This is a genomic window from Devosia neptuniae, from assembly GCF_025452235.1.
Classification (GTDB): Bacteria; Pseudomonadota; Alphaproteobacteria; order Rhizobiales; family Devosiaceae; genus Devosia.
Genome location: NZ_CP104965.1, coordinates 3,043,504 through 3,067,721, shown reverse-complemented (window position 1 = coordinate 3,067,721; position 24,218 = coordinate 3,043,504). Strand labels below are relative to the sequence as shown.

Annotated in this window: 18 protein-coding genes, 2 tRNA genes and 2 pseudogenes; 15 read left to right on the top strand and 7 right to left on the bottom strand. The window is 61.2% G+C overall.

What is annotated here, in order from left to right; translation table 11 throughout:
- Positions 1-338: 338 nt before the first annotated feature.
- The 7 genes and pseudogenes from N8A98_RS17845 (at position 339) to N8A98_RS17815 (ending at position 6,044) form a co-directional block, all read left to right on the top strand.
- Entirely contained in the window at positions 339-1,322 is a 984-nt protein-coding gene (locus tag N8A98_RS17845) for a PAN domain-containing protein (protein WP_262167314.1), read from the top strand.
- A gap of 70 nt (positions 1,323-1,392) precedes the next feature.
- A tRNA-Gly gene (locus N8A98_RS17840) sits at positions 1,393-1,466 on the top strand.
- Positions 1,467-1,551: 85 nt separating this feature from the next.
- Complete coding sequence (locus tag N8A98_RS17835) at positions 1,552-2,400, top strand: sugar phosphate isomerase/epimerase family protein (protein WP_262167313.1); 849 nt, start codon at positions 1,552-1,554, stop codon at positions 2,398-2,400.
- A gap of 788 nt (positions 2,401-3,188) precedes the next feature.
- Positions 3,189-4,573, top strand: a pseudogene (locus tag N8A98_RS17830) (hemolysin family protein).
- A gap of 159 nt (positions 4,574-4,732) precedes the next feature.
- Positions 4,733-4,817 (top strand) — tRNA-Tyr (locus N8A98_RS17825).
- A gap of 85 nt (positions 4,818-4,902) precedes the next feature.
- Positions 4,903-5,655, top strand: coding sequence for a 23S rRNA (guanosine(2251)-2'-O)-methyltransferase RlmB (gene rlmB / locus N8A98_RS17820; RefSeq protein ID WP_262167311.1), 753 nt, complete (start codon positions 4,903-4,905; stop codon positions 5,653-5,655).
- Positions 5,655-6,044 carry a hypothetical protein gene (locus N8A98_RS17815; protein ID WP_262167310.1) on the top strand — a complete coding sequence of 130 codons (390 nt, stop codon included), beginning with the start codon at positions 5,655-5,657 and terminating at the stop codon, positions 6,042-6,044. Before rlmB ends, N8A98_RS17815 begins: the two co-directional genes overlap by 1 nt.
- 901 nt (positions 6,045-6,945) lie before the next feature.
- Here N8A98_RS17815 and N8A98_RS17810 read toward each other — a convergent pair.
- A complete protein-coding gene (locus N8A98_RS17810; protein WP_262167308.1) occupies positions 6,946-7,959 on the bottom strand; it encodes a LacI family DNA-binding transcriptional regulator in 1,014 nt (337 codons plus the stop codon).
- A 291-nt stretch (positions 7,960-8,250) separates the two neighbouring features.
- Between N8A98_RS17810 and N8A98_RS17805 the strand changes: the two genes are divergently transcribed.
- From N8A98_RS17805 to N8A98_RS17780, 6 genes are all read left to right on the top strand, one after another.
- Complete coding sequence (locus N8A98_RS17805) at positions 8,251-9,495, top strand: alpha-L-fucosidase (protein ID WP_262172056.1); 1,245 nt, start codon at positions 8,251-8,253, stop codon at positions 9,493-9,495.
- 4 nt (positions 9,496-9,499) lie between these two features.
- A complete protein-coding gene (locus N8A98_RS17800) occupies positions 9,500-10,309 on the top strand; it encodes a DUF4037 domain-containing protein (RefSeq protein WP_262167307.1) in 810 nt (269 codons plus the stop codon).
- Positions 10,310-10,394: 85 nt separating this feature from the next.
- Entirely contained in the window at positions 10,395-11,609 is a 1,215-nt protein-coding gene (locus N8A98_RS17795) for an ABC transporter substrate-binding protein (RefSeq protein ID WP_262167305.1), read from the top strand.
- A gap of 55 nt (positions 11,610-11,664) precedes the next feature.
- Entirely contained in the window at positions 11,665-12,600 is a 936-nt protein-coding gene (locus N8A98_RS17790; protein WP_262167303.1) for a carbohydrate ABC transporter permease, read from the top strand.
- Positions 12,590-13,441 (top strand): carbohydrate ABC transporter permease, encoded by an 852-nt coding sequence (locus tag N8A98_RS17785; protein ID WP_262167302.1) that lies wholly within the window; start codon positions 12,590-12,592, stop codon positions 13,439-13,441. The genes N8A98_RS17790 and N8A98_RS17785 overlap by 11 nt, the downstream gene beginning before the upstream one ends.
- Before the next feature lie 25 nt (positions 13,442-13,466).
- On the top strand, positions 13,467-14,582 hold the full coding sequence (locus N8A98_RS17780) for an ABC transporter ATP-binding protein (protein ID WP_262167300.1): 1,116 nt from the start codon (positions 13,467-13,469) through the stop codon (positions 14,580-14,582).
- 390 nt (positions 14,583-14,972) lie between these two features.
- Here N8A98_RS17780 and N8A98_RS17775 read toward each other — a convergent pair.
- The 6 genes and pseudogenes from N8A98_RS17775 to N8A98_RS17750 all read right to left on the bottom strand — a co-directional run.
- A pseudogene (locus tag N8A98_RS17775) lies at positions 14,973-15,173 on the bottom strand (autotransporter outer membrane beta-barrel domain-containing protein); the annotation flags it as partial.
- Between the two features lie 75 nt (positions 15,174-15,248).
- Positions 15,249-16,304 (bottom strand): ABC transporter ATP-binding protein, encoded by a 1,056-nt coding sequence (locus N8A98_RS17770; protein WP_262167299.1) that lies wholly within the window; start codon positions 16,302-16,304, stop codon positions 15,249-15,251.
- A complete protein-coding gene (locus N8A98_RS17765) occupies positions 16,301-18,985 on the bottom strand; it encodes a DUF8487 domain-containing protein (RefSeq protein WP_262167297.1) in 2,685 nt (894 codons plus the stop codon). The genes N8A98_RS17770 and N8A98_RS17765 overlap by 4 nt, the downstream gene beginning before the upstream one ends.
- Positions 18,986-19,048: 63 nt before the next feature.
- Positions 19,049-20,344, bottom strand: a complete 1,296-nt coding sequence (locus N8A98_RS17760) for an ABC transporter substrate-binding protein (protein ID WP_262167296.1) — start codon at positions 20,342-20,344, stop codon at positions 19,049-19,051.
- Positions 20,345-20,376: 32 nt separating this feature from the next.
- A complete protein-coding gene (locus tag N8A98_RS17755; RefSeq protein ID WP_262167294.1) occupies positions 20,377-21,222 on the bottom strand; it encodes a carbohydrate ABC transporter permease in 846 nt (281 codons plus the stop codon).
- Positions 21,219-22,124, bottom strand: coding sequence for a carbohydrate ABC transporter permease (locus N8A98_RS17750; RefSeq protein WP_262167293.1), 906 nt, complete (start codon positions 22,122-22,124; stop codon positions 21,219-21,221). Before N8A98_RS17750 ends, N8A98_RS17755 begins: the two co-directional genes overlap by 4 nt.
- Before the next feature lie 137 nt (positions 22,125-22,261).
- Between N8A98_RS17750 and dgoD the strand changes: the two genes are divergently transcribed.
- Positions 22,262-23,434 carry a galactonate dehydratase gene (dgoD, locus tag N8A98_RS17745; protein WP_262167291.1) on the top strand — a complete coding sequence of 391 codons (1,173 nt, stop codon included), beginning with the start codon at positions 22,262-22,264 and terminating at the stop codon, positions 23,432-23,434.
- Complete coding sequence (locus N8A98_RS17740) at positions 23,431-24,198, top strand: SDR family oxidoreductase (RefSeq protein ID WP_262167290.1); 768 nt, start codon at positions 23,431-23,433, stop codon at positions 24,196-24,198. Before dgoD ends, N8A98_RS17740 begins: the two co-directional genes overlap by 4 nt.
- Positions 24,199-24,218: the final 20 nt, after the last annotated feature.

The following is a 24,218-nucleotide window of genomic DNA, read 5'->3' as shown; positions in this document are numbered from 1 at the left end:
GATTGAGCTTCCGGAACGATCGGTAAAGGCCCTGTTTCCGGGCCGTACGCGCCAGCCTCTTCTTGGCTGCGGGGAGAACAACGGTGCCGCACACCGGTCCATCCCTAAAACGTTATCAGCACCCTAGCATGGTTCGCGCGCTTGGCTCGCCCGCCCGGCTCAACCCAGCCCTGCGCTCAAAGGGAAACTGCCGCCGCAAAAAAGCCGCGCTACACAGAACGAAACCAGCGTGTTCGCTAAGCAACGCCAGACAAAAGAAAATTTGCCGCCTGCGCAGGTTCTGGACTCATGGCCCAGCCTCGATTTAAGACAGTTCGCTGGCTTGATCGAGGCGTAACATGCGTATTCTGGTTGCCGTTTTGGCACTCATTTTGTCCATTGGCCCGGCTTTTTCGGCCGGTGTTGCGCGTCACGGCGCCTTTATCGTGCCCGGCGCCGGCTTCGATTTCGCCGTTCTGGCGGGCGACATCAGCAATCAAACGCCCGACGACTTCAAGGCCGTGCTGGCCAGCCAGCCCAATATCAAGACGCTGGTACTCTCCAGCGACGGCGGCACCATGGCCGGGGCGCTACTGCTGGCCGACGAAGTCTACCGGCGCGGCATCAACACCTATATCCCCCCCAATTCCATCTGCCAGTCCAGTTGCGCCTACGTATTTCTGGCAGGGGCGGCGCGGCTCGATCATGGCGAGTTGGGCGTGCATCACTTCTACGGCGGGGACAGCAATGCCGCCTCCCAGCTCGGGGTGACCGACATTATGGGAATTCTGACCGGCTTCGGCACACCGCAAGCCGTCATCAACCGCATGCTGCGCACCCGCGCAGACCAAATATATGTCTTTAACGCCGAGGAGGTCGCGCAGCTGCGCATCGACCGCAATCCCAACCAGCTCGACACCACGCTCTCCCAGTTCCGCCAATTGCCACAAGATGTGCTCACGGCCATGGGCACAAGCCCCGGCTCCCAGCCTGAAACCACCACGGCAAGCAGTGGCGGCGGCAATACGCCGTCGCAAAGCGTAGCGCGCTTCGCCATCTATGAAGGCCTCGATTTCTATGGCGCCGATGTCGACAAGATTCGGGCCGAAACGCTCGAGCAATGCTTCCAGGCATGCGTCGACAACCAGCAATGCTCGGCCATGACCATCAATCTGAACCCAGCGATCAAGACTGGCCCCAACTGCTTCCTCAAAAGCGGCATGGGCCGCACCGAGCCCTATGAACACGCCATTTCCGGCGCCTTCCTGGCGGCCGGCTTCGATGGCGTGCTTGATGTCAACGGCACCAAGGTGGCGCCGGCCGAGGTGATCCCGCTGGAGTAGGCCATCACGGGGCTTGCCATTAAGCCCCCTGTCGGGCTAATCGATCACTGCTTCGGATCACTCCGACCGGGCGGGTATAGCTCAGTGGTAGAGCAGCAGCCTTCCAAGCTGAATATGCGGGTTCGATTCCCGCTACCCGCTCCAAAATTCCCCTCTTTACGCCCTGCCCGTCGCCACTTTTGTGTGGCAAGAGTGCTGCATGGGGTCCGTTACGGATCGAGGAGGAAACATGCAGGTCGGCATCAATTTGCTCTGCCTTAGCGGGTTTATCGAAGAGCAGCACCTGCCCCAGATTCGGCGGCTCAAGGAACTGGGCTATGATGGGGTGGAAATCCCGATCCTGCGCGGCAGCGTGGCACATTACCAATGGCTCGGGCGTCAATTGGACGCTATCGGCCTGCGCCGCACCAGCACCTCGGTGATCCCCTCCATCGCCGCCAACCCGATCAGCAGCGATTCCAAGATTCGCAAGGCGGGCATGGATCATCTCGATTGGGCACTGGATTGCGCCATTGCCCTGGGCTCCGAAAGCGTCGGCGGGCCGATCCATGCGCCGATCGGGCATTTCACCGGCTTCGGGCCAACGGAGGATGAGCTGCGCTATGGCGCCGAGGCCCATCATGCCCTGGCCGAACGTGCCAAGGCCAATGGCATCTATCTTAGCCTGGAACACCTCAACCGTTTCGAGACCTATTTCCTCAACACCATGGCCCAGGCCCGCGCCTATGTGGATAGAGTTGACCACCCCGCCTTCCACATCATGTACGACACGTTCCACGCCAATATCGAGGAACAGAGCCAGTCCCGCGCCATCGCCACGCTAGGCAAGCATATGGGCGTGCTGCATGTTTCCGAGAACGACAGGGGCATTCCCGGCCGCGGCCAGATCGACTTCGCCGAAGTCTTCACCGCCGTGCGCCAGGCCGGCTTCAACGGCTGGGTCGTGCTGGAAGCCTTCGGCGCCGGCCTGCCCGAACTCGCCGCCGCCACCCGCGTCTGGCGACCGCTCTTCCCTGATTTCGAGACCTTGTTTGCGGAGGGAATTAGCTTCATCCGGCAGGGCTGGGCGGCCGCCTAAGCAGAGGCATGTAGGTTCTATCCAGCTATTGGCTCCGCAGCCGCTGCGTGATTAGTTCCATTATCGTGGTTTTCTTTGGGCTGAGGATGAAGGGCGGCGTGGAACTTCGTGCAAGGCCAAGAAAATCGCCCCCTTTTAGCTCGGATAGGCTCTGATAATAGAAGCCGGCGATCTGACATTCCCATTGCCCACCGGCCTGGCCTGTCGCTGGATTGTATGAGTTGCCAGGATATCGAAAGCACAAGTTAAAAACGCCCTGCTCGTCTGTTCGGTTAAGCCTCCACTGGCCTTTGAGGATGGTCGTATTGCCTGGGTAAAGGAGGTACGCACTCCCAGTGGTCGAGAGATATTCAACCTGCGTCCCATGGGTCGAGTCATAGGACATCGTTGTCTGACCCGCGAATATCGCCTTGGTTTCATCATAGCTCAACGTGTCATTTGCCGCTGCAATTGGCACGCTGCAAAGAATGAAGACTGTCGCCCAAAACTGTCTAAGCATAATGTGCACTCTAAGGAATACCGGATACTAACGGACCAGATTCCTGTCATCAAAGATAGCTCCGCGCATCTGGGCTCGTGCGTGATTAACTCGCCGCCGGCACTCGCGTCTGGCGGCCGCTCTGCCCGATTTCGAAACATTGTTCGCGAAGAAAATACCGTTTATCCGGCAGGGCCGGACGGCGGCCCGAATACAGGTTTCAACCAACGACAGGGGCCCAACGCCTATACGCGCGCCCCAGCCGGGTCATTAGCATAGCTCTCGGTTTTTATGATTTTACGAGAGATGCATGCCGAACGGCGGTGGTGGCTTATCCGATATTCTCGGGATTTTCCTGGTTTTCCTGCTCGTTGCAGCCAACGGCTTTTTCGTTACCTCCGAGTTTTCGCTGGTCGCGGTCCGACGCAGCCGCGTGGCAGAATTGGTCGCCGGAGGGCGCGTCAATGCGGCAGCGCTGCTGGGCGCGGTCGACAATCTCGACGCAAACCTGGCAGCCACGCAGCTCGGCATCACCATATCCTCCCTGGCCCTCGGCTGGGTGGGTGAACCGGCACTGGCCCATCTTATCGAGCCGCTGCTCACCACCTTGCTCGGCCCCTACGCCGAAGCTGGATCGCATGCGGTCGCGGTAGCGATTGCCTTCATTATCATCACCACCCTGCATATCGTGCTGGGCGAGCTGGCGCCCAAAAGCCTGGCGCTGCAGCGCAGCGAAGGCACCGCGCTGTGGATCGTGCGGCCGCTGGGCCTGTTCCTGTTCTTGCTGCGTCCGCCCATCGTCGTGCTCAACGGGCTGGGCAATCTGGTACTGCGCTTGTTCGGTCTGCAGCCGGGCGCCGGCGAGGGCTCGCTGCATTCGCCCGAAGAGCTCAAAATGCTGATCACCGCCAGCCAGGAAGCCGGGCTGCTGCTGGCGGGCCAGCAGGACGTGGTGAGCCGCGTGCTCAGCATTGGCGACCGCCGCATCAGCGACATCATGACGCCGCGGCGCGATATCGACTGGGTCGATTTCGAGGACAGCCGCGAACAGATGCTCGAGGGCATTCGGGCCTCGGTGCACGAACAATTGCTAGTCGGGCGGGGCGGAATCGATGATCCGCTGGGCATGGTGGCCAAGAAGGATCTACTCGATCAAGTGCTGGGCGGCGGCGCACTCGACCCGCTTTCCGTCATTGTCGAGCCCCTGGTCGTGCTGGAAACCGCCTCGATCTTCACCGTGCTGGAACAGTTCAAAAGGCCCCGGTGCGGCTGGCCGCCATCGTCAACGAATATGGGACGCTGGAAGGCATCGTCACCCAAACCGACCTGCTTGAGGCCATTGCCGGCGACCTGCCCGACAGCGGGCAAGATGGCCCCGACATCACCGAATATCCCAATGGCTCGTTCCTGCTCGATGGGATGATGCCCGTACACGAAGCCTTCATGCGGCTGGGCTTCAAGCGCCTGCCCTCGGGCACCAGCTTTCATACAATTGCCGGCTTTGCGCTGGCCAATTTCAAGCGCCTGCCCGAGCAGGGCGAGCATTTCGACTATGAAGGCTGGCGCTTCGAGGTCGTCGCCATGGAAGCCCGCCGCATCGACAAAATGCGCGCCACCCGCATACCGCAGCCGGAGCTCGTTTACCCGGAGCTGCGTTTGACGCCTGCGGCTGATCGTGACTCCGACTCATCTTGATCAGCCTAAGCAGCGGAAAAAGCCCAGAGTTTTCCCCTGCCTAACCGATTTCTTGCGGGCAATGGCGGAAGGGGTGTTGACACTGTTGCCACAGACCACCATAAACCGCCCGACGAAACGCCTAGCGCTTCGTTGTCTCGCTCGCGCGACGTTGTCAGTGGAGGGGTGGGAGAGTGGTTAAATCCATCAGACTGTAAATCTGACCGCTTAGCGTACACTGGTTCGAATCCAGTCCCCTCCACCAACGCCCCCCTTCGAAAAACACGCGGTTTAGAGCGCAACGCGGCGCCCCGCTTGCTGGCGCGCCGCAAAGGCGATACCCCTGGCCTATGAGCATCAATAAATTTCCGCCAAAGCCGCGTTACAACCCTGATGACGGCCCGGTCTATCTCTATGGCCTGCACACGGTGCGCGCCGCGCTGGACAACAAGAATCGCATCAAGAAAGTGCTGTTGGCCACGCCCAATGCGCTGATGCGGCTCAAGGAGACCGGCGAGATTGGCAAGGTCACCGTCAAGGAAACCACGCCCAAGGAGCTCGATCGCCTGCTGGGCGACGACGCCGTACATCAGGGCGCCGCGCTCGAAGTCGATCCGGTGAGCCGGTTTGGCCTGGATGATATCAAGCCGCTCAAGCTAGTGGTCGTGCTCGACCAGATCACCGACCCGCACAATGTGGGCGCGATTCTGCGCACTGCCTGCGCCTTCGGCGCCGACGCCGTGATCACCACCGCCCGCCACTCGCCGCGCGAAACCGGCGTCATGGCCAAATCGGCCTCCGGCGCGCTTGACCTGGTGCCGATGATCGAGGTGCGCAACCTGGGTGACGCCCTGCAAAAGCTCAAGGATCGCGGCATCTTAGTGCTGGGCTTTGATTCTGAATCAGAACATCAGCTCAAGCCGCGCAGTGGCGATCAGCCGCTGGCCATCGTGATGGGCGCCGAGGGCAAGGGCCTGCGCCAGCGCACCCGCGAACTCTGCGACGAAATGGTCAAGCTGGACATGCCCGGCCCGATCAAATCGCTGAACGTTTCCAACGCCGCCGCCATTGCTCTGTTTGCGGCCACTGCCGGACGATCCTGATGACTAGCTTCGAGCCCTTCGCCATCGCACTGCGCCTGTCGGGCGTTACCGTCACGCAATACGAACTCGATGCGGCGCTCAAGCAATTGTGCACCCGCTTCGAGCCCGAGGACGCCGAAGACAGCCACTATGCCCAGGTGGATATCGCGGTCAAAAACCCGGTCCGTTCGCTACTGGAACTGGCCGAGCGCTCCGGCCCCGCTATCGCCGCCATGCTGGACGACCGCCGCATCGGCAAGGCCGTGCTCGACATCGCCTTCGACTACCCCGAGAATGGCGAAGCTATGTCAGCCCGCCTGCCCGCCCACATGGCCGCTGCAATCGCCGCCTACGGCATCGACATCGAAATCTCGGTCTATCTCACCGATGTCGAGGACGACGAGGAATAGAGACTACTTGCAGGTGTTGCTAGCGATACGGATTTTCCAAAGCATGCTCGCCTGTAACACATACTCGCAGTATTCAGCGGTTTAGGTCTGATTGGGCGTCCGTTGTGTCGATATCGGACCTGCCAAGTATCAAGTCGCAGGAGTAGCCGTCTAGGGGGAAATAGCTTGGGCAGCAGTTAAAACCTGCTGCCATTGGGCGCCTTTGGCCCGCGCATTGCCTACTTCCCGGCCGGCAGTACCCTGACCCGGTGGTATATTGACATGCTCGAAGCCAAGGAAGACCCATCGCCGATTTCGATACGCGCCGCCAAGATGCCGAACAGGATGATGGGCTCGTTGACCGCTCCGACATTGAGGCCCCTCGTAGTCGGCCGTCCTCTGCGGGAGATGCTCGTCACCCCAATCCGCTGATGATGCAATGTGTTGCGCAGGGGTGAAATGCCGTGGATCGTAGTCCACTTCGCGGTGACCAATCTGCTGGCCTCGCAGGTCATAGTCGAGCGCGACAAGGTCATCGACTGACCTCCCTGTAATGGGCCGCACTGATTGCGACGCTGGAGACCAACAGGCTTGGAAAGCTCGGAAAGTGTGGTCGAAACGGCGGGCTATGAGGACGAGATGGCCGAAGGCCCAGCACGGGCGCGCAGGCGACCAACAAGGGCGAGAGGCAAGAGCGAAAGCGGGGGAGCCCCCACCCCAAGGGACGCCGAAAATCCACGCCTCCGGGTTCTCGGCGCCTCCTGCAATGGAGGCCAACGGCCGGAATGAAGGATGGAAAAAGGCCTTACGATTGAAGAAGGCATCTTCGTCTTCTGGAGGTCGGTCAGATCAACATGCAGAACGTGGGTTCACTCAGAACTCGTGTTATTCAAGGCTTGTACCTGTTCCATATGAGCAGCAACTAACTTGAAATTCGTCGACAGGAGTTGCCGGGAACGAATTTCGGGCTCAGCACGAAATCCTGCGGCGGGTCGATCGCGGCTTCCGAATTGGTGATGCGGTGCAGCAGGCGGCGCGCGATGATGCCGCCGAGCTTGAGCGTGTCTTGCACCACCATGGTGATGCGCGGGGTGATGACATTGCTCCAGGCCACATCATCGATCATCGCCAGCGAAATATCGTTGGGGCAGTTGAAGCCCAGTTCCTGCATGGCCTGAAGGGCAGCCAGGGCGACGGCATTATTGGCGCCCAGGATTGCGGTGGGTCGCTCGGGCTGGATAAGCAGGCGCATGGCCGCGCCATAGCCGCCCGAACGGGTGAACTGGCCGTCGACGACGTAATTGGGGTTCACCTCGACGCCAGCGCTGGCCATGGTCTCGGCAAAGCCGCGATAGCGCTCCGAAGCGGTGTGCATATGCTGCGGGCCGGCGATGAAGGCGATGCGCCGGTGGCCCAATTGCAGCAGGTGCTCAGTCAGCATGGCGCCGGCCAAGTAGTTATCCGAACCGACGAAATCGCGCTCGATGCCCGCGACCTTCTGGTCGAAGCAGACCATCGGCACCTTGAGGCTCTGGATGAAATTCACGTATTCCGGACCAAAGCTTGACGGCGCCAGCGCCAGACCGGCGATCTTGAGGCCGATGAGGTGCTCGACCAATGCCTGCTCGCGATCGGGCTCACCCGAGGAATCGGTGATGAGCACGAAGTGGTTGTGTTCGAGGGCGTAGTTTTCGAGCTCCCGGCGGATGTCGCCGAAAAACGGATTGCCCACATTGCCGACGACGAAACCGATCATGCGGCTGCGGCCACGGGCCAGACTCTGAGCCAAAGGGTCGGCGACATAGCCCACGGCGGCAACCGCCTGGCGAATACGCTCAAGGGTTTTCGCGCTGACGCGGCCCGGATTGCTGAGCGCCAAAGACACTGTCGAGACCGACACTTCGGCAAGTTTGGCAACATCTCGGATGGTGGCCATCGAATCTTTCTCGAACCGCTTCTACACTCCAAACCGCGCTCGCAGCATGGCTCTGTTGTCGTATCTCGCCGCAATAGCTACCATTTTTCGTCTCTTGCGCAATGCAAATGTAGCATAGCACCAGGTTAACGATTTTGGCTTGACTTCGGCGGCCCGCCAAAAGAGGATAAATATCGAACCGGTTCGATGATATCGGAAGAGGAGGAAACGACGTTGGATAGCGCTCTCACTTTTGGCGGCAGCATTGACACTACGCCGGGCAAGGCCTGGTTCACGGATGACCGTTTCGGAATGTTCATCCACTTTGGTCTCTACGCCCTGGGCGCGCGGCATGAATGGCTCCAGCATCGCGAGGAAATCGCCCCGGCGGACTACGCCAAATATTTCGAGCATTTCGATCCCGATCTCTACGATCCACGCGAATGGGCGCGGCGCGCCAAGCAAGCGGGGATGAAATATGTGGTGCTGACCGCCAAGCATCATGAAGGCTTCTGCCTGTGGGACAGTAAGTTCACCGACTACAAGGCGACCAACACCCCCTATGGCAAGGACCTGCTGAAGCCCTATGTCGAGGATTACCGGGCCGAGGGGCTCAAGGTCGGCTTCTATTATTCGCTGATCGACTGGCACCATCCCGAATTCCCGATCGACGGCATCCATCCGCTGCGCAACCATCCCGATGCGATCGAGATGAACAAGACGCGCGACGTTCGCAAATATGCGGAATATATGCGCAATCAGGTCACCGAACTGCTGACCGATTTCGGTGATATCTCGGTCATCTGGTTCGACTTCAGCTACCCCAAGCGCGAATATCGCGGCATGCCCGGCAAGGGCCGCGATGACTGGCAGAGCGAAGAGCTGATTGGCCTGGTTCGTCAGTTGCAGCCCAACATCATCGTCGGCGACCGGCTTGACCTGCCGACCGACGGCAATTTCCCCAAGGACCTGGCGACGCCGGAACAATACACGCCGCGCGTGGCGCCGACGGTGAACGGAAAGCCGGTACGCTGGGAAGTGTGCCACACGTTCAGTGGCTCCTGGGGCTATCACCGCGACGAGAGCACCTGGAAAGATGCGGGTCAGCTCATCAATATTCTCATCGATACGGTGTCGCTGGGCGGCAACCTGCTGATGAATGTAGGGCCGACGGCGCGCGGCACCTTCGACAAGCGGGCGATCTCAGCCCTCGAAACCTATGGTGAATGGCTGCGGCTCAATGGGCGCGCCATCTATGGCGCGGGGCCATCGGCCTTCACAGCGCCCAATGGCACCAAATTCACCCAGAAGGGCAACCGGCTTTATCTGCATATCCAGAATTGGCCTTTCCGCCATATCCACATCGATGGGCTCGGCGGGAAGGTGAAGTATGCGCAGTTCCTGCATGACGCCAGTGAGATTCACTGGCTCGATCCCAAGGCCGAGGTGGATTCCAATATTGGGGTAGCCGTCGGCGAGAGCATGCTGACGCTGGAACTGCCGGTGATCAAGCCGGACGTCGTGGTGCCGGTGATCGAACTGATCCTAAAGGATTAGGGCGGTGCTCGAGCCCGACACCGGCGCACTGGATCGCGAAGCCGACCTCATCGCGACGATGACGCCGCTGATCGCCGATCTCGCCGAGAACGGCAATGGTGCCGTGGCTCTGGCGGGATCGCGTGGCAAAGGGCGGTCGGACGAGCAATCGGATTATGATTTCCGTGTCTATGCCGATGCGTATCGTGGTCCCGATGTCCGGCAGACCGAGCAGTGGCAGCGCTTCGAGAGCGCCATGCGCGAGTGGGAGGCTCGGGGCTTTCGCATGGATGGCGTGTGGATGCGCAGCTATGCCGGCGTGCGGCGCGATCTTGATGCGTGGCTCGGCGGCACGGCCGTGCCCAAGACGTTCGAATGGACGATTTGGGGCTATCACCTACCAACCGACCTGGCCAACCAGCAGATCACTTTTGACCCCGAGGGCGTGCTGGACGGCTGGAAACAGCAGCTTGCTGTCTATCCCGAGGCGCTCGCGACCTCGGTGCTGCAGCAATATTGGGAGGTGCTGCAATACTGGGCCCAGGATTACCATTATGAGAGCAAGGTCGCGCGCCGCGATCTGGTGTTTCTGGTGGGGCTCACGGGCAAGCTCGCCAATGCGATCCTGCAGGTCGTGTTCGCGCTCAACCGCGCCTATTTCCCGGGCGATGGCTGGAACCTGCCGATGGCGGCAGAACTCGAGCGCCTGCCGCCGGATTTCGTTTCCCGCATGACATCGATCCTGAGTGCCGGCAGTGACGCAGATGCCCTCAAGCGGCAGCGCCAGGACTTCATTGCCATGATCGCCGATCTGGAACTGCTGGTGGCGGCCTGACAAAGGGCTGCCAGCTTTATGCCGGGGCTCAAGAACTCCGGACGAACAAAACGACAAACCGAACGATATCAGAGGAGAGACTATCGTGAGACTTTCGCTTGTTCTGGCTGCTGCGGCTCTGGCCGGCAGTTCACTGATTGCCACGGTCCACGCCCAGGAGCAGGTCAACCTGACCTGGCAAATGTGGGGCGACGAGAATGATACTGCGCTCTTTACAAGTCTGGCCGACCTGGTCACCGCCGAATATCCCAACATCACGGTGACGCCGCAGTTTTCCGGCTGGACCGACTACTGGACCCGCCTGCCGGTGCTGGCATCGTCCGGCCAGATCGCCGACCTGGTGGCGATGCAGTCCATGCGCATGCCGAGCTTTTATTCGATCCTGGAGCCACTTAATTCCTACATGGAGGCCGACGGGCTCGACACTGCGGAATTCGAATCCTCGATCATTGCCGGCCTGGGCCATGACGGTACCCAATATGCCTTGCCTTATGATGTGGGTCCCTGGCTGGTCTACTATAACCGCGACAAGTTCGCCGCAGCGGGCCTGGAAGAGCCGGCACTGGACTGGACCTTCGACGACTTCAAGTCCGCGGCGGATGCGCTGACGGAGGGCGGGAATTACGGCTACGCCGTGCAGGCGTTCGACTTCATTGCAGGTCCGGTCGCCTTGGGTGCGGAATATTTTAATGATTCCAACCAGTTCGACATCACCAATGCCGGCTATGTCGATGCGGTAACCAAATTCTCCGATCTCGTTTCGGTCGATAAGGCCTCACCGGTCTTTGCCTCGGGCACGGGCGCCATTACTGGCAGCGGTCGCTTTGCAGCCGGCAGCGCGGCCATGTATATCGACGGCCCCTGGGTGTTGCTGCAGACCAAGGATAGCGTCGATTTCGACATTGGCGTTGCACCCTTGCCGCGTGGCGAGGGCGAATCCCGCTTCATCACCGCAGGGTCCGGCTGGGGTATAGCCGCGGCTAGCCAGCACAAGGAGGAGGCCTATAAGGCACTGAAAGTGCTGACCGGCCCCAAGGCCGCCGAAATCCTGGCGTCCGCCGGCCGGGCACTACCCGGGCGTCTGGCCGAACAAACCTACTGGTACGATGTCGCCGCCAAGGACGTGGCCGGTACGCGCGAAACGCTGCAGTACATGTTCGAACACTCCACCCCATTCCGCCTCAACGAATACTGGAATGAGTTCGAGAACCTGGTGACCCAGTACATGCCGCTGGCCCTCAACGGCGACAGCACCACCGAAGAAGTGCTGGCCAATATCCAGAGCCAATTGCCGATGTAGGCCAGGAGGCCCGGCCACCTCTCCCTTTCGAGGGAGAGGTGGGGAGGAGGACTTAATGACGATTGCGCAAGAGACTGCCATAACGGTGAGCCGGTCGGCCGCACGCCGCCGCAACCGGCTAGACGTAAAAGAAGGGCGCACCGCCTTCTTCTTCCTGCTGCCCAGCTTGATCGGCGTGATCCTGTTTCTCGTGCTGCCGATCATCGCTTCGGTGGTGTTGAGCTTCACCAACTGGAAGCTGCTTGGCCAGCCTGCCTTCGTTGGCTTCGCCAACTATACCCGCCTGTTCACCGCCGATCCGCAATTCTGGCCGGTGCTGCGCAATACGCTGTTCTTCACCGCCGAATATCTGGTGTTGAACCTGATCATTTCGCTGGGACTGGCGGTCTGGATATCCAGCCTCAAGGTCGGGCAGAAGTGGTTCCGGGTGATCTTCTTTCTCCCGACCTTCACGCCGGGCATTGCCGTCGCCATCGTGTGGATGCTGATTTTCGCGCCGGATGGCTTCTTTGACTTCGTCATGGGCGCATTGTCGATCCACGTGCCGAGCGTGCTGACCGACCAGACGCTGGCCATGCAGGCGGTGATCGTGGTCTCGCTCTGGGCGGGTGTGGGCTACAATACGGTGCTGTTCAATGCAGCGCTCGACATGGTGCCGCAGAACTATCTCGAAGCGGCGCGCATTGATGGTGCCACGGCCTGGGACCGGTTCTGGAAAATCCGGCTGCCCATGATCTCGCCGACGCTGTTCTTCGGTACCGTCATGACCGCGATCACCTCCCTGCAAGTGTTCGACCAAATCTATGTGATGACGCGCGGCGGGCCGGGCAATGCCACGGCGACGCTGGGCTATGCCATCTACCAGAAGGGCTTCCAGAATTTTCAGATGGGCTACGCCTCGGCCATCGCCTGGGTGATGTTCGCGATGATCATGGCGCTTACCGCGATGCAATTTTGGCTCCAGCGCAAATGGGTGCACTATGACAATTAAGTCCAAATCCCGCGGCGGGGCGCTGGCGCTCGACATTCTCAACCACGGCGCGCTGGCGCTTGTGGCGCTGCTGTTCCTGTTTCCGTTCTTCTGGATGGTGTCGAACGCGGTGCGCAGCAATGCCGAAGTGCTGGCTATTCCGGTGCGTATCCTGCCGAATGTGTTCGAGTGGCACAACTTCGCGGCCGCATGGACACAACTGCCGTTCGGGCGCTTCTTTCTCAACAGCCTCATCGTCTCGATCAGCGTTACGGTCATCACCGTGGTCGTCTCATGCCTCTCGGGCTACGCTTTCGCGCGGCTCAAGTTTCCGGGGCGCGATGCCCTGCTCATGGGCTATCTCGCCACCCTCATGGTGCCCGGCATCATGTTAATCATCCCGCTGTTCCTGATCGTCAACAATCTGGGCATGGTCAATACCTTCCAGGGCGTGATCCTGCCGGTAGCGTTCGGCACGTTCGGTTCGTTCCTGTTGCGCCAGTTCTTCATGTCCATCCCGACCGAACTGGAAGAAGCGGCACGGATCGACGGCGCCTCACGATTGCGAATCCTGGTCAGCATCATCGTGCCGCTGTCGATGCCGGCGATTGGGCTACTGTCGCTCTTCACCTTCATCGGTCAGTGGAACAACTTCCTCTGGCCGCTGATCGTGATGACCGGCGCCGACAATGCCACGCTGCCGGTGGGCCTCACCCTGTTCCAGACGCAGCAAGGCACGGCCTGGAACTACATCATGGCCGGCGCCACGCTTTCCATGCTGCCAGGCATCATCCTCGCGATCCTGCTGCAAAAGCTCATCTATAATTCCATCGCCCTCAATGCCGGCATGGGTGGACGCTAGACCCTCAGAATTACGGAGCAATTGAATGGCCAGTATTACCATCCGCAGTGCCGTTAAGGCCTATGGCACCGCCGAGGTGCTCCATGGCGTCTCCCTCGCCGCGCGCGACGGTGAATTCGTCGTGCTGGTCGGGCCGTCCGGCTGCGGCAAGTCGACCTTGCTGCGGATGATCGCGGGCCTTGAATCCATAATCGATGGCGAAATCGAGATCGGCGACCGCGTGGTCAACGAACTCGAGCCTAAGGAGCGGGACATCGCCATGGTGTTCCAGAGCTATGCCCTTTATCCGCATATGACGGTGCGCGATAACATGGCCTTTGCACTCAAACTGGCCAAACGCAGCCGCGACGAAATCGAAAGCGAGGTCAACCGCGCCGCCGGCATTCTCGATATCGGCATGCTGCTTGATCGCTATCCGCGCCAGCTTTCCGGTGGCCAGCGGCAGCGCGTCGCCATGGGCCGCGCCATCGTGCGCAATCCGGCGGTGTTCCTGTTCGACGAACCCCTTTCCAATCTCGACGCCAAGCTGCGGGTGCAGATGCGCAGCGAGATCAAGGCGCTACATCACCGGCTCGGCGCGACGATGATCTATGTGACGCACGACCAGATGGAAGCCATGACCATGGCTGATCGCATCGTGGTGATGCGCTCGGGCAATATCGAGCAGGTCGGGACGCCGCTCGACATCTACGACACCCCGTCCAATAGCTTCGTCGCCGGCTTTATCGGTTCGCCGTCCATGAACTTGATTAAAGGCGTCGTGGTCGATGCCGATAGTGCTCCCGCCTTACAGACCGCAAATGGCGTTCTCTGGCCCCTGCCCCCGCTTCCAGCGAAATATGATGGCAGATCCATCCAATTGGGCATCCGCCCCGAGCATATCGAGCTGACTTCGGACGGCATTGCCGCCAGCGTCCGCAGCATCGAACCGACCGGAGCGGAAACGCACTTGCAGCTCGAGGCCGGCGACGACATTGTCGTTGCTGTACTGGGCAATCGACCTAAGCTCGCCATAGGTGAGCCGGTCAGCTTTAGTTATGACGCCGCCAACATCCTGCTTTTCGACATGGAGACTGGGATTCGGTTGACCGACCATCAAGAGGTCTATCCCCGCGTCGAGGCCAAGACCGCCCGCGACTAAAAGCGTCCCGGCGATCCCGACACAATCGACACCCTGGCCGATTTCGGCGTCGGCAACAGTGTCAGTCAGCCCGCCGGACCAGCTGGCTGCAGTCGCGATCTCGGCCATAATCTATCGGGACGATATGTATGTCGACGCGGCGCTCTCGCTCGAAATGGCTGCTCTGGACTTTAAGTCCGCCGACGCGAATGGCAGCTTTGGGAATTTCTCGGATCGTTTGCAACGACCGGGATGGGCCATTCTGCGGACCGCCGAATACGATCCCATGGCAGCCGCGACAATATCAAGCTGACTGACAGGATTTACGAGATTGCCCGGCATCGGCCGTCAGATGCCGCTCTTGGCGCCGACCGCTTCGGGCAAGGCGCCCGTTTCGATCATACCGGCCGTCCAGGACCGGTTGCCGACGCGCTGCTGGAGGGTTTCAAGCTCGTTGAAACTCTGCAGCATCGCTGCATAGGCCTCGTAGACCGGAGCTCCGGCCTGATAAAGCGGCCCCGTCGGGATAGCCCCATTGATCAAGGCGGACCGCAGGTACCAGTCACCATCTGTAGGCGCGCTGACGCTCCCTTGATACAGGCGATAGGCGTACCGTCGTCATCGCCATGCTGTCACAGCGCCAGCAAAGCAATCGCGCTGTTCGCGCGGCCTTGGCAGCTGCTCAAATCACCGTAGCCGGATGCCATCGGCGCCAAAGAACAGGATTTCCTGCCGCTCGACGCGAACCTCGATCATTTCCCCGTCCCCGGCACGACTCTTGCCGCGCTGCTCGACCAGCACTTCCTGCCCGTCCGGCAGGCGGGCATGCACGATCGAGCTGGCGCCCAGATTTTCGACAACCTCGACCGCGAGCTTGAGTACGACGCTATCCTGCTGGGCCTCGAACTGTTCGGGCCGGATGCCGATCGTCACCGGACCGGCGGGCGGCGGCGCGTTCAACGATGGCTTGAACTGCACGGCGCCGAGCGACACGCGTTGGCCATCAGAGACAGCAGACAGCAAGTTCATCCGCGGCGAGCCGATGAATCCCGCGACGAACACGTTGCCGGGATTGGTATAGAGTTCGGCGGGCGAGCCCACCTGCTCGACCACGCCGGCGCGCAGCACCACGATCTTGTCGGCCAGCGTCATGGCTTCGACCTGATCATGGGTGACGTAAATCATGGTCGCGCCGAGATCGCGATGCAGCTTGGCAATCTCGACCCGCATGGCGACGCGCAATTCGGCATCGAGGTTGGACAATGGTTCGTCGAACAGAAACGCCTTGGGCTGGCGCACAATGGCGCGCCCGATCGCCACCCGCTGCCGCTGTCCGCCCGATAACTGGCTCGGCTTGCGGTCCATAAGACTATCGAGTTGCAGGATGCGCGCGGCTTCCACTACACGGGCCTCGGTCTCCTGTTTGGAGTGCCCGGTCATCCGCAGCCCAAAACTCATATTCGCCTTGACGCTCATATGCGGATAAAGCGCATAGGACTGGAACACCATCGCCAAGCCCCGCGCCGAGGGCTCGACATCGTTGACCACCCGGCCACCCAGCTCGACCGTGCCGCCGCTGATATCCTCAAGTCCCGCAATCATGCGCAGCAAGGTCGACTTGCCACAGCCCGACGGTCCCACGAACACGCAGAACTCGCCCTCCCCAACCTGCAGATCGACCCCATGAATGACTTCGGAGCCGCCATAGCTTTTGCGGACTTGTTTGAGGACGATCTCACTCATGCTCGCACCCTTTCCCACCAGGAGAGCACATCGGCTCCCGCAACCTCCGGCGCCGCAGTGGCCTCGCCCGACACGTAGTTGGCGAGTGCGACCCGCAACTTGGCAGCGACCAGCCGCCGGTCCAGATCGGTTTCGATATCAACCGCGCAGAGCAGCAATCGCCCCTTGCCGATCCGTATTTCGGCCACCAGCGCCAGATCGCGGTTCTTGTTCCAGTCGTCGATGACGCGGATGATATGCCGTGCTGGCAACCCGCTCACATCGAACGCCCGGCGGCCATGGGTCAGCTCCCATTCGTGCCAGCTGCTATGCTCCAGAGCGGGGAAGCGCGCAAACACCGGATGGTCGAGATCATTGATCAGGCCAAGCGTGTGCGGCGGCTGATCGCGGGTCCATAGCGTGTTCCAGAACAGCACGGTGTGGCCAAGTTCGGCATTGGGAACCATGCTTTCGGGGGCCGCCGCCAGAACAAGGCTCCGACCCGCCTCGACCTGGGCAAGCAGGTCGGCATCAAGGTCATGCACGATATCGAGCGTCGCCTGATCGCCGCCCGCCAGCACCGCCAATTCATAGCGATTGGCAAAGCCATCGCCGGTGACAAGTATTTCATGCAGCCCCTCGGGCAGTGCCGCGGTGGGGATCTCCACCGTGCCAATGTCATGCAAGGCACCGGTGGCGAGATCCCGCACCGGCAATGACCATTCGCCATGCTGATGCCCGGCATTGTCCACCACCCGCACCGTCACCTGACCCGCCGGCAGGGCGCCGGCGGCATAATGGGCAATCTGCAGATCGGCGGCGAAAACCTCGCCCTGGCGCATCACGAAGCCATCGGCGCGCAACAAAGGCACGGTGGGCGCACAGAATTCGTGGAACCGCTCAGGCGTGACATAGGGCTTTTCGTCCCAGAAGGCGTCGACCACGCCGACCAGCGCCGTGCCCTGACCCGGGAAATCCTGCAGGCCCAGCAGCTGGAAACCGGCAAAATCGGGGGTACGGAGCGCCGCCTCGATATCTTCCTTGTAGAGCATAGTCTGCAAGGCCCCGCTATTGCGCATGAAGCTATCGGCTTGGTCCAGCATGCCCTTGGCGGCAAGGTCGTCGCGCACCATCATGAAATTCCGCGCCTCGACAACCCCAGTATATTTGGCGATTTCCTGGAGGTCCGGGTAAACGCACCATTGCCCGATTTCGTGGCTGACCAGCGCCATGGGCACTTTCTCCACCCATTCCGACCAGTCGGTGCGCGTTTCCAGCGGCCGCGCGTTGAGGCGGCTTCCCATGCCCTCACCCCAGCGATGGCTGCGCGGCTCGGGCTTGCTGACATATTGCGCCCGTTCGGTGGTGGGCCAGCCCGAACCGCCATTATAGATGCGCCGGTCGTCGCGGCTGCGCCAGCCCTCGACGAACCGTTCGAGGAAGGCATGCATGCGCCCGCCATAGACCTCGTTGCCCACGGTAAACATCAGGAAGCTCGGGTGATTGCCATATTCGGCCACGATGCGATCGGCCTCGGCATGGATATAGCGATCAAGCGCCGGATCGGTGCCCAGAAACGCCCAGATGGGTGTCTCGACATGCAAGATCAGCCCGAGCTCGTCCGCCACTTCGAAGGCCGCTTTGGGCGGGCAATAGGAGTGAAAACGAATATGGTTGAGGCCATAGGCCTTGGCCGTACCCATGGCCTTGCGCCAGCCAGGCTTGTCGGTGGGCGGATAGCCGGTCAGGGGGAAAATGCAGCAATCGAGCGTGCCGCGCAGGAAGATGCGGCGCCCGTTGAGCAGGATATGACGCCCCTCGGTGGTGATCGAGCGAATGCCGAATTGGCTCGTCGCCCGATCGAGCGACTGCCCGTCCCGCAGCCATTCGGCGTCGACCTGATGCACCACGGGATCGAACTCATCCCATAGCCGCGCGGCCTCCGGCAGGTCCAGCGTGATCCTCGCATGCGTCAGCGCCGACGTGATCTGCACCGGATGATCGACCACGAGCTTTTCCTGCCCGGCGAGGCGCAGCGTGAGCCGGACCATGTCCTTGTGCTCACCCTTCCAGAAGGTGGGCCAGAAGGTTTCGGTGTCATAGGCCTCAAGATCAAGCTCGATACGGATCGACCGGGATGGCGCAAAGACCGCCAACCGCGCAATGCCCGCGACCTGTGACTGCAATTCTAGGCGCCCCACCACGCCATTCCAATTGGTCTGGGTATGGTCGGACTTGGAATGGGCGACATCGGGATTGCGCGGCAGGTGGGAATCCCCGACCGCCTCGAAGCGGCTATTGTCGATCTGCATGGTCAGCACATGCTCGCCCACAGCGAGCTTGCCCAGGAAGAAGCGGTTGGGCGTCGACAGGCTTTCGTCACGCGCCACCTTGGTGCCATCGACATAAAGATCGACCTGCCCATGCGGACGTTCGAGGAACAGCCAGTGGAACAGATCGCCCTGCTCGGCGGCAATGGTGATCATGCGCTGATACCAGGCCTTGCCGATATAGGGGTGGCGCCGGCTGAGATAGGCCATGGTCGTGGTCGTGGTCAGCGGCGTCTTTTCGGCCTCGTCGACACTGCCGGGCAGCGCGATCGTATCGGCAAGCTGGCTTGCGGCCCAATCCTGTTCGAGGCCCACCCCCTTGGGATCAAGCGCGAAGGACCAGGTACCGGAAAGATCGAGGCTGGAAAGCATGAAAACGTCTCGTGCGATAAAGATTGAGGAATAGGCGGCGGGACCACCCGCCGCCCTGGAAATTCAAAGCCGCGCGGCGACTTCGGCCTTGGCCTGTTCCAGCGCCTGCTCGGGCGTCGAAACGCCCTGGACGATATTGTTGACCACCGTCTGCATGGCAGCGCTCACCACGCTGTCGTCGGTATTGAGCGTGGCGGGGATCAGATTGGCCTGAACCTGGGCAAAGACCTCGTTGACGTTCTGGCCGTCGTAATAGGGATCAGCGAAATTGATCCACTCGGTCGTGCCCGCTGGCGTCCAGGCCGGATAAAGGTCGTCGTTCTGGTATTGCTGCTTGAGGCTTTCGCCATCGGTCACCACCCAGCTGATAAAGGCCCAGGCGGCTTCCTTGTTCTGCGAGGTTTCAAGGATGCCGATATGATCGCCCCCGGCGTTGAAGGAGCGATTGCCGGTGCTATCGGCGGGAGCCGCAGCAACGCCCCACTTGCCGTCATCGTCCGGCGCAAAGGCGCGCTTGAGCAACCCGCCAAACCAGTTGCCGGACATGATCGTGGCGATCTGGCCGCGGCCGAAGGCCCCCTGCCATTCCGGCGACCACATGGCAAAAGGCGAGATGAGACCGGCATCGGCGGCCTTGTCGACCACCTGCAACGCTTCGAGCACCACCGGATTTTCCAGCTGCAGCTTGCCCTCGGCATCGAACCAGTTGACCCCGCGTTGGGCCATCATCGTCGACACGATTTCCATGCCATTGGCGATCAGCCAGCGCTCATTGGGTTTGACCACCTTCTGGCCTTCTTCGATGAAACTATTCCAATCGGCGAACAGCGCCTCGACATCCCCCGGCGCATTGGCCAGGCCCGCTTCCGCGAAAATGTCGCGCCGATAGAACAGCCCGCCAGGCCCAGTGTGCTTGGGCAGCGCGACGATCTTGCCATCGGGCCGGGTGACATTGGCCGCGGCAAAGGGCGCGAACTGGCTCATCAGCGCGTCCGCATTATAGGGGTCCTGCGCCAGATCCACCCATTGCGGCCGTTCGCGTAGCAGGGCGAGCACCCCGATCTCGATCATGGCCACGTCCGGACCGGAATTGCTCAGCAGGGCGCGCTGCAGCGTATTGAGATATTGGCTGTCGCCATTGGGAAAGCCCTGCACCTCGACCTTGATATTGGGGTAGGCCGCGTTGAATGCCGGCATCAGCGCCTGAAAGGTGCGATCATTATTGGGCCAGGTCCAGACCTTGATGGTGCCCGACGTTTCGGGCCCCGGACGATAGGGCGCCGCCTCCTGCGCCATAGGTGCCGATGCCAGGGCCAGGGCGGCCAGGGCCGAGAGAAGAGCAGTCTTGATTGGTCGCATGAGTTCCCTCCTTGAACTTTGCATTGCCACGATCAGGATTTGACCGCGCCGGATGTCAGCCCTGCGATGAATTGTCGGCTGAGCAGGGCGAACAGGACGAACACCGGCACGAGGCCCATGAGCGTTGAGAGCATCACGGCGGGCGTATCGGAATAGTGGGTGGTCGAGAGCGTCGTCAGCGCGAGCGGTACGGTGAAACGGGTGCCATCGCCGAGCACGACCAAGGGCAGCTGGAAGTCGTTCCAGGTGCCGATCACCGTCCACACCGCCAGGGCGGCCAGACCCGGCCGTATGATCGGCAGGACGACGAAGAAGAATGTAGCAAAGCCCTTGGCGCCATCCATTTCGGCCGCCTCGTACAATTCGCGGGGCACGGTCGAGCCGATATAGGTGTACATCCAGATGACCCCGAAACCCGAGGCGACAGCCGGCACGATCAATGGCCAGAACGTATTGAGCCAGCCGATCCAGCTCATCTGCAAAAAGAACGGGATGAGCGCCAGCGAGGGCGGAAAGAACAGGGTGGCAAAGGTCGCCGCCAGCAGGAAACCGCGTCCGGGTGCCCGCACATAGCGGGCAAAACCATAGCCCGCCAAGGCGCTCACCAGCACCAGGCCGAGCGTTTTAGGCACGGCCACGATCAGGCTATTGATGATCGGCCGGAACGGAGGAAACACCGCCTCGATCCGCGCATAATTGTCGAACAGCGCATCGCCGAACCAGATTGGCGGCGGAAACTGGAAGACCTCGCTCAGCGTCCGCGTCGCAAACACCGCCGTCCAATAGAGCGGCAGCACGAAGATCAGCGACACCACAAACAGCGCCAATGTCACCAGCAGGTTGAAGCGGCGCTCCCGATTGGCCAAGAGCTTGATCATGCCGACCCCCCCAGGCGCTGGTTGACCGCTCGGCTGAGCAGGGTAAAGCCAACCACTGCCGCAAAAATGTACCAGCTAACCGCCGCGCCCAGCCCGAAATCGAACTGCGTGAATGCGGTGGCATAAAGATACATGCCCAAAGTGGTGGTGGAATTATTGGTGCCGCCCTGCCCCTGCGTGAGCACGAACGGCTCGTCGAACATCTGCAGGCCGCCCAGCGTTGCCGTGACGATGGAAAAGACCAGCGAAGGCACGAGCAGGGGCAACGTGATGCGCGAGAATATCGCCCAGCGCCCGACGCCCTCGAGGCGGGCCGCCTCGTAGATATCACGCGGAATGGCCTGCAGTCCGGCCAGGAAAATGATCATGTGCCAGCCGGTCCACCGCCAGATCACCAGCAGCGTCACCAGCGGCTTGATCCAGACCTCCGAGGCCAGCCAGTTGAAATAGCTCGGCTGCCCCTGCGCGGCACCCATCAGCATGTTCACGATGCCGCCATTGGAGGTGAAGAACACCCGCAGGATGATGGCGGCGATCGCCGGCGCCACCAGCAGTGGCAGCAGGAAAACCAACCGGAAATAGGTCCGCCCGCCGATCACATGGTCATTGACCAGCACGGCGAGCGCCAGCGCCAGCCCGACGGTGAACAGGGTCGACCAGAACCACAGATAGAGCGTGTTCCAGATGGCCTTCTGGAACACCGGATCGTTCAGGGCCCGGCCATAATTGGCCAGCCCGACGAAGTGCGGATCGCTGAAACCGTCCCAGTCGGACAGGCCCAGATAGAACGAGAAGGCGACGGGGAAAATGGAAAATGCCAGGAAAATCAGGAAGAACGGGGCAATGGACGCATAGAAGGCGCCATTCCTTCGAACCCCATTCCAAGCCGAACTGGAAACCATGCAGCGCTCCTCCGTCTCCGCTTTTAATAATCTGATGAATGATTGCCGTCAATATTATGATTAGCCGCTTCGGCGCCTTGACAGGCGGATACCAGCCCTGCACAAGTCACAATAATCAGATGATAGGCAATTAAAGAATGAAGATCACGGCCATCCATACACGCGTGGTCAATGCCGAAATGCGCAATTGGGTGTTCGTCAAGGTCGAGACCGACGAGCCCGGCCTGTTCGGCTGGGGCGAGGCGACACTGGAGTGGAAAACCCGCGCCGTCGCGGGGGCCATTGAAGACCTGACGCCGCTATTGCTCGGCCGCGACCCGCGCGACATTGAGCAGGCCGTCCGTGTCATGACCAAGCAGAGCTTCTGGCGATTGGGCGCCATCGGCATGAGCGCGGTATCCGGCATCGAACTGGCGCTGTGGGATATCCTTGGCAAGCATCTCAATGTGCCGGTCTGGCGGCTGCTCGGCGGCAAGGTGCGCGACAAAGTCGGAGTCTATACCCATCTGGGCATGGGCGATATGCGGGCCGTTTATGAGACCGATTCCATCGAACCGCTGGTCGAGCGGGCGCGCGAAGTGGTCGAGAACGGCTATCGCGCCTTCAAGGCGGTCTTCGTGCCCTATACCCATTATCATGCGCCGCTGCCCGAGGTGGACAAGGTCGCCCGCATGATGGAAGCGATGCGCTCCGCGGTGGGTGATGACATCGAGATCATGGTCGATTTTCATGGCCGCCCCGCCTCGGCCGGCGCCGCCCTCGCCTATATCGAGGCCCTGGCGCCGGGCCGGCCGATGTTCATCGAGGAACCGGTGCCCCCGGGCGATTTCCAGAGCCTGGCACGCTTGGCGCAGCGCACCAATGTGCCGCTGGCGACCGGGGAGCGGCTGATCGATCGCACCGAATTCGATGCGCTCTTTGCCACCGGCGCCATCGATATCGTGCAGCCCGATATCTGCCATTGCGGCGGCTTGCTGGAAGCTAAAAAGATCGCCGCCCGAGCCGAAGCCTTGGGCATCGGCGTCGCCCCGCACAATCCACTGGGTCCCATTGCCGGGGTCGCCGCATTGCATTTCGCCGTTTCGACCCCCAACCACGTCATCCAGGAAGAAATGGTCGGCGCGGTGCCATGGTATTTCGACGTGGTGCAAGGCCCGATCCGGCGCGTGGACGGCTTCTGGCAGGTGCCCGACGCGCCGGGCCTCGGCATCGTGGTAGACGAGACGGAATGCGCCAGGCACCCCTATAAGCAGGAAGTGCTGCACACGCAGAATGCGGTGCTGGCGGATGGGACCATAGTGGATTGGTGAACATGCGGCTCAACGGCAAGATCGCAATTATTACCGGCGCAGGCCGCGGCATCGGCGCCGCCATAGCCGAGGCCTTTGTGCGCGAAGGCGCCATCGCCGTGATCGCCGAGCGCGACAGCGCAACAGGCGCGGCAACAGCCGAACGGCTGGGCGAGAATGCCCTGTTCGTGCAGACCGACGTCACCGACCAGGCCTCTGTGGACGCCGCCATCGCCATGGTGCGCGAGCGGTTCGGCCGCATCGACGTGCTGGTCAACAATGCCGGCATCAATGTCTTTCACGAACCGCTGCAAACCAGCGATGCCGAATGGCAGCGCTGCATGGCGGTCGACCTCGAAGGCGTGTGGCGCATGTGTCGGGCAGCATTGCCCGCCATGCTGGAGCGCAATGCCGGCAGCATTGTCAATATCGCCTCTTCGCACAGTTCCACCATCATTCCCGGCACCTTCCCCTATCCCGTGGCCAAGCACGGCCTACTCGGCCTGACCCGGGCCTTGGGCATCGAATATGCGGCGCGCAATATTCGGGTGAATGCCATTGCGCCGGGCTATATCGAGACCGAGCTGGCATTGGACTATTGGAATACCTTCCCCGACCCGGCGGCCGAGCGGCAGCGCACCTATGATCTCCACCCGCCCAAACGCATCGGCAAGCCGGAAGAGGTGGCCATGACGGCAGTATTTCTCGCCAGCGACGAAGCCCCTTTCATCAATGCCACCTCAATCGCCATCGATGGTGGCCGCTCGGTGCTCTATCATGAGTGAGCGCTTGGCGTCGCCGCCAG